The organism is Pseudomonas sp. ES3-33 (assembly GCF_000952175.1).
Classification (GTDB): domain Bacteria; phylum Pseudomonadota; class Gammaproteobacteria; order Pseudomonadales; family Pseudomonadaceae; genus Aquipseudomonas; species Aquipseudomonas gregormendelii.
The window spans coordinates 21,569-33,821 of the sequence record NZ_JZRI01000144.1; the positions used below are offsets into that span (position 1 = coordinate 21,569).

The 12,253-nt window shown below is 58.1% G+C and carries 10 protein-coding genes and 1 pseudogene; 1 reads left to right on the forward strand and 10 read right to left on the reverse strand.

Features of this window, described 5'->3' with window-relative positions; genetic code table 11:
* Nucleotides 1-25: 25 nt before the first annotated feature.
* From UB23_RS23400 to UB23_RS23440, 9 genes and pseudogenes are all read right to left on the reverse strand, one after another.
* Nucleotides 26-304, reverse strand: a pseudogene (locus UB23_RS23400) (MlaD family protein); the annotation flags it as partial.
* A gap of 1 nt (nucleotide 305) precedes the next feature.
* The gene (locus tag UB23_RS23405) at nucleotides 306-1,109 is read right to left on the reverse strand and encodes an ABC transporter ATP-binding protein (RefSeq protein WP_045061642.1); all 804 of its coding nucleotides are present in this window, start codon (nucleotides 1,107-1,109) and stop codon (nucleotides 306-308) included.
* A complete protein-coding gene (locus tag UB23_RS23410; RefSeq protein WP_045061643.1) occupies nucleotides 1,106-2,254 on the reverse strand; it encodes an MlaE family ABC transporter permease in 1,149 nt (382 codons plus the stop codon). Before UB23_RS23410 ends, UB23_RS23405 begins: the two co-directional genes overlap by 4 nt.
* A gap of 54 nt (nucleotides 2,255-2,308) precedes the next feature.
* Entirely contained in the window at nucleotides 2,309-3,337 is a 1,029-nt protein-coding gene (locus UB23_RS23415) for a DUF5924 family protein (protein ID WP_045061644.1), read from the reverse strand.
* 85 nt (nucleotides 3,338-3,422) lie between these two features.
* Nucleotides 3,423-4,811 carry a M16 family metallopeptidase gene (locus UB23_RS23420; protein ID WP_045061645.1) on the reverse strand — a complete coding sequence of 463 codons (1,389 nt, stop codon included), beginning with the start codon at nucleotides 4,809-4,811 and terminating at the stop codon, nucleotides 3,423-3,425.
* A 177-nt stretch (nucleotides 4,812-4,988) separates the two neighbouring features.
* The gene (locus UB23_RS23425; protein WP_045061646.1) at nucleotides 4,989-6,647 is read right to left on the reverse strand and encodes a Na/Pi cotransporter family protein; all 1,659 of its coding nucleotides are present in this window, start codon (nucleotides 6,645-6,647) and stop codon (nucleotides 4,989-4,991) included.
* A 322-nt stretch (nucleotides 6,648-6,969) separates the two neighbouring features.
* Nucleotides 6,970-7,737 (reverse strand): TerC family protein, encoded by a 768-nt coding sequence (locus UB23_RS23430; RefSeq protein ID WP_045061647.1) that lies wholly within the window; start codon nucleotides 7,735-7,737, stop codon nucleotides 6,970-6,972.
* Nucleotides 7,738-7,821: 84 nt separating this feature from the next.
* On the reverse strand, nucleotides 7,822-9,129 hold the full coding sequence (locus UB23_RS23435; RefSeq protein WP_045061648.1) for a CitMHS family transporter: 1,308 nt from the start codon (nucleotides 9,127-9,129) through the stop codon (nucleotides 7,822-7,824).
* Between the two features lie 324 nt (nucleotides 9,130-9,453).
* Entirely contained in the window at nucleotides 9,454-9,780 is a 327-nt protein-coding gene (locus UB23_RS23440; protein ID WP_045061649.1) for a DOPA 4,5-dioxygenase family protein, read from the reverse strand.
* A gap of 83 nt (nucleotides 9,781-9,863) precedes the next feature.
* Here UB23_RS23440 and UB23_RS23445 point away from each other — a divergent pair, with 83 nt between their 5' ends.
* The gene (locus tag UB23_RS23445) at nucleotides 9,864-10,532 is read left to right on the forward strand and encodes an NAD(P)-dependent oxidoreductase (protein ID WP_045061650.1); all 669 of its coding nucleotides are present in this window, start codon (nucleotides 9,864-9,866) and stop codon (nucleotides 10,530-10,532) included.
* 266 nt (nucleotides 10,533-10,798) lie between these two features.
* On the opposite strand, the gene UB23_RS23450 is transcribed toward UB23_RS23445, so the two are convergent.
* On the reverse strand, nucleotides 10,799-12,160 hold the full coding sequence (locus UB23_RS23450) for a hypothetical protein (RefSeq protein WP_152644318.1): 1,362 nt from the start codon (nucleotides 12,158-12,160) through the stop codon (nucleotides 10,799-10,801).
* Between the last annotated feature and the right edge of the window lie 93 nt (nucleotides 12,161-12,253).

The window sequence follows — 12,253 nt, forward strand, 5'->3', positions numbered from 1 at the left end:
TTTCTGGGATTCCGGCGTACAACCCCTTGATCGGCGTCTCGCCGCCCAGGCGAATCCGCGCCAGTACCCGACGCGGATCGTTCGGGTCCAGGCGCAGGGTCACCACATCGCCGACCTTGATCCCGCTGTATTGCACGGCGCTGCCTTTGGACAGGCCGCTGACCGCCTCGTTGAACACGATTTCGTAGTCCTTGAACTCGGTATCCACACTGGACTTGGCCAGCCAGAGCCCGAAGAGCAGGGCGGCTGCCACCACAATTACCGTGAACAGGCCGATCAGTACGTGATGGGCTCGGGTTTCCATGTCAGACCTCGTTGAGCTGTTGAGCGGCAGTCAGCGCCGCGCGGCCGCGAGGGCCGTGGAAATATTCGTGAATCCACGCATCGTCGGTTTCCGAAACCTTGTCGATGGCATCCGCCACCAGCACTTTTTTCTGCGCCAGCACCGCCACTCGATCGGTGATGGTGTAGAGGGTGTCCAGGTCGTGGGTGACCAGAAACACACTCAAGCCCAGCGCATCACGCAGGGTCAGGATCAATTGGTCGAAAGCGGCAGCGCCGATGGGATCAAGGCCGGCGGTGGGCTCGTCGAGAAACAGGATGTCCGGATCCAGCGCCAGCGCGCGAGCCAGTGCGGCGCGCTTGATCATCCCGCCGGACAGCGAAGCGGGGTACTTGTCCGCAGCAGACAGCGGCAAGCCCGCCAAGGCCAGCTTTACCGCCGCCAGGTGCTCGGCGTCATTGCGGCTCAACCCCGCGTGCTCGATTAGGGGCAGGGCGACGTTCTCGGTGACGGTCAGCGAGGAGAACAGGGCGCCTTTCTGGAACAGCACGCCAAAACGGCGCTCCACCAGCGAGCGCTCGTGCTCGGGAAGGGCCGGCAGGTTTTTCCCGAAGACCTTCACCATGCCCTCGCTGGGCTGGCGCAAGCCGACGATGCTGCGCAACAGCACCGATTTGCCGCTGCCGGAACCACCGACCACGGCGAGAATCTCGCCTTTGTACAAGTCCAGGTCGAGATTCTCGTGCACGCTCTGGCTGCCGAAACGATTGCACAAGCCGCGGACTTCGATCACCGCCTCGGAGGACGCTCGGGGTTGACGACTCACCAGCCCATCTCCATGAAAAACAGCGCGGCCACGGCATCGAGCACAATCACCACAAAAATCGACTGGACCACACTCGACGTGGTGTGTGCCCCAACGGACTCGGCGCTGCCGCTGACCTTGAAGCCCTCCAGACAACCGATGGCGGCAATCAGGAAGGCGAAGATCGGCGCTTTGACGATGCCCACCAGGAAGTGCTGAACGCCAATATCCGATTGCAACAGCGAGAGGAACATCGCCGGGGAGATATCCAGCGAAACCGCGCACACCACACCGCCGCCGATAATCCCGGAGAGCATCGCCAGAAACGTCAGCATCGGCAGCGCGACCAGCAGCGCAAGGACTCGCGGCACGACCAGCAGCTCCATGGGGTCCAGGCCCAATGTGCGAATGGCGTCGATTTCTTCGTTGGCCTTCATCGACCCTATCTGGGCGGTGAACGCGCTGGCGGTGCGGCCGGCCATCAGGATCGCGGTGAGCAGCACGCCGAACTCGCGCAGGAACGAGAACGCCACCAGGTCCACGGTAAAGATACTCGCACCAAAACTCGCCAGCACCGTCGCCCCCAGAAATGCCACCACAGCACCGACCAGGAAGGTCAGCAGGGCAACAATCGGCGCAGCGTCCAGACCGGTTTGCTCGATGTGCGCCACCATTGGCGTGATGCGCCAGCGTTTGGGGCGAAACAGGCCGCGGGCGATGGTTTCCAGGATCAGGCCGACAAACCCGAGCAACTGCAGGGTGTCTTGCCAGACTGCGTCCACCGCGCGCCCGATGCGCGTCAGCAGTTGGATGCCGACGCTGACTTCGGGCTCCTTGATCGGCACGCAGAAATCAGTCATGGAACAATAGACGGTTTGCAGCAGTGCACGATCGGCGCCGGACAAGGTGCAGTCCGGGTGCTCGGCGGACTTGCCAAGCCGTTCGGATCCCAACAACTCCACCAACAACGACGCGCCGGCCGTATCGAGGGCGCCCAGGCCATTGAGGTCGATGTGGGTGCTGTCGTCGTATTGGCCGCGAATGGTTTCGCAAAGGCCCTTGAGGTTGGCGTAATGGGCAAGCGTCCAGTCACCCGTGACCCGCAATTGTGCAGGAGAGTGAGAGGCGTCCAGTCGGGCGTTGCCGGCCGTTGTACTGCTGGTCATAAGCTCCATGCTTGTTCGACTCAATGACTGTGGTACGTAATATCACGCAGCGTATTACTTTTCTTTGATCGGTGTGCTGTCTGTGATCTTGAAACGCAACACGCCAATGACCTGGCCATCCTCGGTGAGCACCCGCACCTGCCAGTTACCGGCCGGATTGCCCGGGAAGTTCTGCTTGTGAGTCCACGCGCGATAGCCTTCCTTGCGCCCGCCATGGATATCCAGCGGGATGCGATCCACCTCTTTGCCGTTGAACTTCCACACGTGGTAAATCCGCTCGTCCAGCCCGCGTGGCGCGTTGATCGCGGTGTAGGCATACAGCCCGCCGCCACGGATCTGCTCGACCGTGACTTCATCCAGGCTGTCGCCAGGGGTGCGGTCCTGCAGTTGCGTGCTGATGGCGACATCGGTCATCCACAGTGTCGCCGGCGGCACCCAGGAACGCAGCACCCAGCCGACGCCACCGATCCCCACGGTGATACTCAGGATCGCCACCGCGTTGCGTACCGTGCGAATGGGAAAGATCGACGCCAGGCTGGGGAACGACAGGACCACCGCAGTGCCCAGGGCCAGCTTGAAGCTCTGGGCTGTAGTCAGGTGCAGAATGACGGGCAGGGCGGTCAGCAGCGCGGCGAACAAAGTCAGCGTATGCAGGGCCAGGAACGCCCAGCGACGGGGGGCCAGCCACTTGTAGTAGAGCGGGTCGATGATCGATATCAGCGCGGCGATACACAGCAGCCCGGTAAAGAACAACTGCCCGCTGTTCCAGGTGGTGGTGATGAAAAAGAACGGCAGGACGAAGAACAGGCTTTCCTGGTGGATCATCTGCGTGGCATAGCGCAGCAAGGGCTGGGGGATCTCGCGCTTGAAGATTTTGGCAAACAGCTTGGTCAGGCTGTTTTCCAGCATCAGCCAGATCCAGCTGAGAACCATGATGATGGTGATCCAGGTCGCCAGCCCTTGCTGGCGATCGACCAGAATGAAACTGCCGACCCCGGAGATAAAACCACCGAGCGCAATGACCCCGGGGTAGCGCTTCATCAATTCCAGTATGCGCTGCACGTACAGGGTCAGGGTTGGCATTCGGCGGTTCGCATTAGTCGTAGGAAAAATCCTCGACAGATTACCGCCCGGGAGGGCGGTGTGGCGAGCAGGCTCGCCCCCGTCGTCATGAAATCTTTCGGCGCAGACGCCACGCCAACAATCCAAGTACCAGCAGGCCCAACATCCCGGCCACCAGCCAGATCAACTCATCATCACTGACCAACGGCTTTTCAATGCGCAGATACCCCGGCTGCAACAACAACGAGCGCATGGCCCGGTTGGCTTCTTCCAGGGTGACGCCCTGCAGATCCCTGGCCGGGTCAGCAAAGCGCCCGTTCTGGAAGTCACCCAGCGCGCCCCAGTAATAATCGGCCAGCGCACTGTTGCCCTGCACGGCCCAGGCCTGGCGGGCGATGGCGGCCTGTTTGAGTCGGTTGAAAGTCTCGACGTTTAGACCGTCCTTGAGCAGGCCGGCCTTGAGTTCTTCCAGGACCTGCTTGGCTGCGGGCAAATCATCGCGCTCCAAGTCCGCATTGAGGCTCATGAAACCGACCCCGCCGAACACCTCGCGCTCGGCCGAGGGCCCGTAGGACAGGCTATGTGCCAGGCGCATCTGGCGGTAGAGCGCCCAGTCCAGGTAGTCCTTGAGCAAATCAAAGGTCTCGTCGTGCTGGTCCTCCAGTACCGGCTCGGGCACCAGCCAGTGCAGCTTGGCGCCGTTGCCAACCAGGCCGTGGCTCAACGTGCGCTCGTGGGCAGCCGTTGCCTTGATTTCCGGCAGGGGCGGGTGATCGGTCGGATCAACCGCTTCGAGCTCGCCATAGGCCCGCTCAAGGTAGGCTGGCAGCAGGCGATCAAGGTCGCCGACCACAATCAACGTCATGTTGTTGGGGGCGTACCAGGCGTTGCGCACGTCCTCGAGCTGCTCGCGGGTCAGGTGATCGACTTGCGCGCGCTCAGGGCATTTGAGGCCCAGTTCCACTGCCAGCTGGTTACTCGCGGTGTGGCCCAGATCCTGACGATCGAGCCAACGCTGCAGGTGAGAATAGTGGCCACCGTCCTCACGCTCCACCACCTGCTTGGCGGCATTGATCGCGTTGTCGTCAAAACGGGTCTGGGTCAACAGGGCCAGCAACAGATCCAGCACTTTGCGCTGGTTTTTCGCCGGCGCTTCGATGACGAACGTGGTGTCGGCGTTGCTGGTGTAGGCATTCCATTCGCCGCCCAGGGCCTGCATGCGCTCTTCCAGCCCACCTTCGCCGGTGGCGTCGATGCCGCTGAACAACAGATGTTCAAGCAGGTGCGGCAGTTCCTTGTCAGCGCAACCGAAGTCATCCAGCCCGACGCCCACCACCAGGCGAATCGCCACATGACCACGGTCCATGCCGGGCTTGAGCAGCAATTGCAAACCGTTGGGCAACGTATAACCCTCGACCTGGAAGCGATCCAGGGCGAATGAGGGTAATGAGGGTAATGAGCCAAGCAGTAGACAGGCGAACAACAGGCAACGCATAACGGGCTTCCAGGCAACCTAATCGGAGATCCATGTCGTCAGTCAGGCCGCTTTCGCGGGCAAGCCCGCTCCCCCAGTAGATTTTTGGGGCTCACAACCCCCTGTGGGAGCGGGCCTGCTCGCGAAAGCGGTCTTGAGGCTGAACCAATGTTACTGACTCACCACCTTGGCAGACGTTCAAGGCGAATGTGTGATGTCCGCCAAATCGTCAACCGCCAGCGCACCTGTGTCGGACGTTTCCAGCACTGCATAGGCACTGCTGCAAAACAGTGAATTGAGGCGCTTCATGTCGGCAATCAGCTCCAGATGCAAAGAGCTGGTCTCGATACTCTGCACAATCTTGCGCTGCAAACGGCTCACATGGGCATGCGCCAGGCGCCGTTCCTGCGCGCGAAAGCGACGTTTCTCACGCAACAACTGGCGGGCGCTTTCCTTGTCGGAACTGAGGTACACCGACAACCCCAGGCGCAGGTTGGAGATCAGCTGGCTGTGCAGCCCCGCCAACTCCTCCAGGCCCACTTCGGAAAATGACCGACGCTGCGAAGTCTTCTGTTGCTGGACCTTGCGCAGCATGCGTTCGATCAGGTCGCTGGCAAGCTTTAGATTGATCGCCAGCTCGATGGTCTCCGCCCAGCGTCGACTGTCCTGCTCGCTCAAGTCTTCACGGGGCATTTGCGCCAGGTACAGCTTGATCGCGCTGTAGAGCGATTCAACATCATCCGTCAGGCGGCGCATTTCCTGAGTCACGGCCGTCTGCTTGCCGTGCAGCACATCAAGCATGGCTTCGAGCATGTTATCGATCAGGTCGCCGATGCGCAGGGTTTCCCGTGCCGCATTGGCCAGCGCCAGGCTGGGTGTGACCAGCGCAGTCAGGTCCAGGTGGCGAGGTCTGGCCGTGCCATTGATCTCCGGACGTTCCGGCAGCAACCAGGCACACAACCTGGCCATCGGCCCCACGCTGGGCAGCAGGATCAGGCAGCGCACGGTGTTGTAGAGCAAATGGAAGCCGATGACCATTTCCTGCGGGCTGAAGTCGAGGCTGTCGATCCAGTGCACCAAAGGGTCCAGCACCGGAATGATCAGCAATAGCCCTATCAGTTTGTACAACAGGCTGCCGAGCGCAACCTGCCGGCCTGCGGCGTTTTGCATGCTGGTGCTGAGGAAGGCCAGCACGCCGCTGCCGATGTTCGCGCCAATCACCAGGCCGATAGCCACCGGCAGGCTGATCACTCCCGCGCCGGCAAGCGTGGCGGTGAGCAGCACGGCGGCGAGGCTTGAGTAGGAGACCATCGCAAACAGCGCGCCGACCAGGGCGTCGAGCAGGATATCGCCGGTCAGCGAGGCGAAAATCACCTTTACGCCTTGGGCCTGGGTGATCGGCGCGGCGGATTCAACGATCAGCTGCAGCGCCAGAATGATCAGGCCCAGACCAATGCTGACCCGTCCCATCTGCCCAAGTCGCGTCTGCTTGCGGGACAGGAAGAAAATCACTCCGACGAAAATCAGCAGCGGCGACAACCAGGACAGATCGAAAGTCAGTACCCGGGCCATCAACGCCGTGCCGACGTCTGCGCCAAGCATGGTCGCCAGTGCCGGGGTCAGTGCCATCAGGCCCTGTCCAACAAACGAAGTGACCAGCATGGCCGTGGCGTTACTGCTCTGGACCATGGCCGTCACGACGATGCCGGAAATAAACGCCAGCCAGCGCCTGGACATGTTCTGGCCAATCACATGGCGCAGATTGGACCCGTAGACCCGCAGGATGCCGGTTCGGACGATGTGCGTGCCCCAGATCAGCAGGGCCACGGCAGATAACAAATTGAGCAGGGTGAGCATAAAGGCCCCCTGTGGTGGTAGCGCCCCAAAGGAGCAAGTTGACGTGCCGCGCGTTTTTCTACGTTCTGTACTTAAGCTGTAGTTGGCTAACGGTCTGCGCGCCAGCATCGCATAGCTAAACAGATGATTGAAACAAAAGTGTCATAAAAACAGCTGGATGGAAAAACAAAATAGGGACCCTGAGGTCCCCATTCATGCCCTGTGGGAGCGAGCCTGCTCGCGATGGTATCGAGGACAACGAGTTGACTCAGTCAGTACGCGTTATCGTTGACGACCATCGCGAGCAGGCCCGCTCCCCCAGGTTTCATGCAGGTTAGCGATATTACTGGCCAGGAATATCCTTGCGCAGTTTCACCGGGTCCTGCTGCTTGCGCTTTCTTGCCATGGCAGTGCGCATCTTGATGTTGAACGCTTCCACCGCCAGCGAGAACGCCATGGCGAAGTAGACGTAGCCTTTGGGTACGTGGACTTCGAACGACTCGGCGATCAACACGGTGCCGACTACCAGCAGGAACGACAACGCCAGCATTTTCAACGACGGGTGCTTGTCGATGAACGAGCTGATAGTGCCGGCCGCCAGCATCATCACCAGTACGGCGACAACAATGGCCGCGACCATGACCGGTACATGGGAGACCATGCCCACTGCCGTGATCACCGAATCCAGGGAGAACACGATGTCGATGATCGCGATCTGGATGATGGTGTACAGGAAGTTGCCACCCTTGCCGGTCGGTTCCTCACCGGTCTCGTCTTCGCCTTCCAGCGCGTGATACATCTCTTGCGAGCTTTTCCACAGCAGGAACAGGCCGCCGAAGAACAGGATCAGGTCACGCCCGGAAATGCCTTGGCCGAAGACCTCGAACAGGTCTGCGGTGAGCTGCATGACCCAGGTAATCGACAGCAACAACAGGATTCGCGTGACCATGGCCAGCGCCAGGCCGAAGATCCGGGTACGCGCCTGCATGTGTTTGGGCATGCGGCTGACCAGGATCGAAATCATGATGATGTTATCGATACCCAGGACGATTTCCAGGGCGGTCAGGGTAAAGAAGGCAACCCAGATCTCAGGGTTGGTCAGCCATTCCATGTGTATTCCTTTGAGGATGTGTTGAACCACGAAGGGTCCGGGCTTCGATCAAAAAGCCAGGACCCGTCACGGTGAGTCTTGGGCTTATAGAGTGCTGAACAGCGGAAAAATCCCCATCAGCAATGCTGCAACAAGTATGCACATGCACACCAGAACTGCCCACTTCAGGGTAAAGCGCTGGTGGTCACCGAAGTCGATACCGGCCAGGGCCACCAACAGATAAGTCGAGGGTACCAGCGGGCTCAACAAGTGGACGGGCTGACCGACGATCGAGGCACGTGCCATTTCAACCGCGGTTATACCGTAATGACTCGCCGCTTCGGCAAGTACCGGTAAAACGCCGTAATAAAATGCATCGTTCGACATGAAAAATGTGAACGGCATGCTCACCAGCGCGGTAATCACTGCCAGGTACGGGCCGAGGAAATCCGGAATCACCGCCAGCAGGCTTTTCGACATCGCATCAACCATGCCGGTGCCCGACAGGATACCGGTGAAAATACCGGCCGCGAAGATCAAACCGACCACTGCCAGCACGCTGCCGGCGTGGGCCGCAACGCGATCTTTCTGCATTTGCAGGCAAGGGTAGTTGACGATCATCGCGATACTGAACGCCACCATGAACAACACCGGCAGTGGCAACAAGCCGCCAATCAGGGTGCACATCAGCACCAGCGTCAACGCGCCGTTGAACCAGATAAGCTTCGGACGGCGGGCATCCGGGAATTGCGAAACGCTGATCTCACTGTGGTCAATTTCATCGCCCGCCAGGTGCAGTTCACCCAGACGAGCGCGTTCGCGTTTGCCGTAGAAGTAGGCAATTGCCAGGATCGCCACCACACCCGCCAGCATCGCCGGAATCATCGGCACGAAGATGTCGGACGGGTCCACGTGCAGCGCGCTCGCGGCACGGGCGGTCGGGCCACCCCACGGGGTCATGTTCATCACGCCACCGGCGAGGATGATCAGGCCGGCCATGATGCGCGGGCTCATGCCGATGCGGCTGTAGAGCGGCAGCATGGCCGCCACGCAGATCATGTAAGTGGTCGCGCCGTCACCATCAAGGGAGACGACGAGCGCCAGTACGGCGGTGCCGACCGAAACTTTCAGCGGGTCGCCCTTGACCAGTTTGAGGATCTTGCGCACAGCCGGGTCGAACAGGCCGGAGTCGATCATCAGGGCGAAGTACAGAATCGCGAACATCAGCATCACACCGGTCGGCGCGAGCTTGGTGATGCCTTCGAGCATCATCGGACCGATCTTCGGCGCAAAACCACCGAACAGGGCGAAAACAATCGGGATGATGATCAGGGCAATCAGCGCGGACAGGCGCTTGGTCATGATCAGGAACATGAACGTGATGACCATGGCAAAGCCAAGGAAAGTCAGCATGGGAATACTCCAGGCGTGGCGCGGCTAGGGGAAATGAGCGAACCGGGTGAGGTCAGCGCAGAACGGGAAGCACGAGTCGAGCGGGCGGAGTTACAGCGCAGGGGCGGATTGAGAAGGACATCAGGATCACCATTGTTGTTGTTAAATGGGCCGTGCGAGCAGCAAAACACTCGCGTGGGCCAACCGGTCTGTTGCCGGGAGTGAGGCGATCCTAATCGGGGAAGCTTTCAGCCAGCTTTCGCCAGTGAAAGCAATGACCGGATGTTTAACCGGTCGTCGGACAGTATCGATGTGCGCATAGAGGACCGAGGGTGATCTCGCTGATCAAAAAATGCTCAAATCCAGGGGTCGAATCGCCCCCATCCAGATTGCATGCTCGGTGTGGTCCAGCAGATCGTTGCCGGTATCGGGATGCAGGAACACCACCAGGCCCTTGCGGTTGAGCGCCAGCCACGGCAGCACCTCGCCCAGGTAGTGTGGCTCGAAGGCCAACTGGCAGCTCCAGTCCGGGTGCGGACCTACCGGACGTTCGTGCACGCGCCCCATCCTTAAGGGAAACCGCTGCGCTGCCTGCTCGCACAATGCCCGTGCCTGATCAATGTTGCTCGCGTCGAAGTACACGTGGGCGTGATAGCCCTTTATCCCTTGCATCTGAAACCCTCCAAACCCGGTCGAACCCTGAACGATTGCCGCGGGTCACACGCCATATACGTTGCGATCAAGGGACCCCAGCCATGAAAAATGCCGAAACCCCCGTTGTGAAAGTGGTGCTTTATGGTGCCATGAGTAGCCTGGGCAGTGCGCTGATGGCTGAAATGCTGCGGCGTCAGCATGAAGTGATCGCGATTCTCGACGACCTCACAGCGCTCCCACCGCGTCCGGGGCTGCGCACCAAGAGCGGCGACCTGTTTGACGCCGAGCGGGTAAAGCAGAGCGTGGCCGGCAGCACGGCCGTGGTCTGCCTGTTAGACGCGCCAGGGCTGCCTTTCAACAGCGAATACGTGGAAAAAACCATTATCCCGGGGCCCGTGGAACAAGTGTTGGCTGTGGATGCGCTGATCGAAGGCATGCAGGCATCCCATATTGCGCGACTCTTCCTGGTGGGTGATTTCGAGGTATTGGACGAACCGGAAATAGAGGATCGCCTGCAACGCCATGCGGCTGAAGAAATTCGCGAGGCCCTGCAAAGCAGCGATTTGCAATGGACAATGGTTAACGCACCGCGGGGTGTTCCGGGGCTGACCATCGAACACTTTAGCCAGGTCAGCAGTAGCCTTGAGCCGGGTCTGAGAGAGCCGCTTGAGCGATTGAGCCGGGTGGCGGTGGGAATCGCCGATGAGCTGCAGTTACGTTTACATGTCGGCGAGCACGTGAATTTTATCGCGAGTGGCGTTGCAAAGTGAGGGGGACGAGTGTCGAGGTACAGTATCAATCGAATCGGTCAGTTCAAATGTTCAATGAACAACCCATGTTTGTTCTTGTACACTTTTAACCGGAGCGGTCCATTATCCTGGAATAGCCGAATGATGTCCAACGACTATCAACCCCAGGATTGATGACTGCGAAGTTCATCGCAAAGTTAGGTACAAGACAGGACTACATCAGACCTGCGGCTACGATACTACACTCGGTTTTTTGTGGCCGTCAGGTCTGTTTATCGCATACTTTATCAGAACCCTACTGAATAAAAAATCTGGTTGATCAAGTCCGCGTTTCGCTGCATCGAGGGAATCATAAACCTCATAGCGATGAAATCGGTCGTTTGATCGCAAAACACTTTCCAGACTTTATTATTTGACTTAAGCACTTTCGCGAGGTCTTCTAGTTTATCAAAACTTGTCATCTGTGGATTTTTGCCCACCTGCTTATCATAAAACTCTACCAGACTAATCTTCATTGGGTCGGGCGCATTATTAATTTTATAACGAATGTCCTTCCTGAACTCTTTATACTTTTTCAGGTAAGCCTCTTCTTGTTTTTCCGGAGGGAGCGCCATTATCGCCACGTCAACACCGCCATAAAGGAGATCGATATAGCCAGCATAATGAATCATCTCATGGAGCATGATATGAGTGAGGAGCGTCGGGTAACTGGTCAGGTTAAAGACCTTCTTTGTGAAGTAAATAGGAAGTTTGCTTTCAATTAATGTCATGATCGGATGCGCTGTAGCAGCGTAGGTCGGAGGCCGATTATCAGCCTGATCGTTTTGTATACCCTCAGGCGTTTGCTCTACAAGGAAAAAATCAAGACATTGCCGTGCGGAATCTCCTGCATCTCGTGCGTGGCATGGATTTTCTGCCAACGCACGAAGAAATTCTATCAAGTTCGTGTAAGGGGCGATATGGGATGGAACTCCATCGATCGCTTCCGGGGACTGCCCCCTCTCGGACAAAAGATTGTCATATACTTCCCCCACTTGCTTGGGGTTCTTATTTAGATCTTCCATCATATAGCCTATATAATCTTTTAACATTTGAGTTGCGTTAAATTCCCCTGCCGTTGGTAATGGAGGGCTGCACGGTTGCTCACAGCTTTCTTCAAATACATTCAGAACGTCGACTACCTGACGTCGAGACTCCTCTAAATAGTGGAACATTCGCGGGAACTTTTCCTTTATCTCTCCACCCCCCCGAGCCACTACTTCTGCATCCATACCATCGATTGCCAGGTAACCCAAAAACTCCGCCAGGCCACGCTGGGGAGCACCAATGAATTTATGAAGGAGTGCGGTTTCATTTCCAAACGGAATACTTTCAATCATGGACTGATGTTCGGGGGACATTGTGAGTCGATTTGGTTCAGGTAGGCGCTGAACACCAAAGGCCTCAGAGCGACGGATCGTCGCGCTTGCTATTCCACAGGCTACTAGTCCCACCCCCCCCACCACCGCAAGTAACAACTTCCATATAAGTCCTTTACCTGATTTTTTCGGACCATTGGACGCTTGTGGTGGTCTGGCGCTTTCAATATCCCTCACGGACCGCGCAGTATAGGATGTTGGCTCATTTCCTCCAATTATGAGCTTTTTCATAACTTGGGAGTATTCTATTGTCACGCTTGTGTTTTCTTGTATACTTTTAGTTAAGTATGGTGATGGATTTATAGCTGTCTCTTATACACATCT

Coding starts and splice junctions, on each gene's coding strand:
- UB23_RS23420 (WP_045061645.1), bottom strand. CDS start 4,811: ATGCGTTGCCTGTTGTTCGCCTGTCTACTGCTTGGCTCATTACCCTCA.
- UB23_RS23430 (WP_045061647.1), bottom strand. CDS start 7,737: ATGGAATGGCTGACCAACCCTGAGATCTGGGTTGCCTTCTTTACCCTG.
- UB23_RS23440 (WP_045061649.1), bottom strand. CDS start 9,780: ATGCAAGGGATAAAGGGCTATCACGCCCACGTGTACTTCGACGCGAGC.
- UB23_RS23415 (WP_045061644.1), bottom strand. CDS start 3,337: ATGCCAACCCTGACCCTGTACGTGCAGCGCATACTGGAATTGATGAAG.
- UB23_RS23425 (WP_045061646.1), bottom strand. CDS start 6,647: ATGCTCACCCTGCTCAATTTGTTATCTGCCGTGGCCCTGCTGATCTGG.
- UB23_RS23410 (WP_045061643.1), bottom strand. CDS start 2,254: ATGACCAGCAGTACAACGGCCGGCAACGCCCGACTGGACGCCTCTCAC.
- UB23_RS23450 (WP_152644318.1), bottom strand. CDS start 12,160: ATGAAAAAGCTCATAATTGGAGGAAATGAGCCAACATCCTATACTGCG.
- UB23_RS23435 (WP_045061648.1), bottom strand. CDS start 9,129: ATGCTGACTTTCCTTGGCTTTGCCATGGTCATCACGTTCATGTTCCTG.
- UB23_RS23445 (WP_045061650.1), top strand. CDS start 9,864: ATGAAAAATGCCGAAACCCCCGTTGTGAAAGTGGTGCTTTATGGTGCC.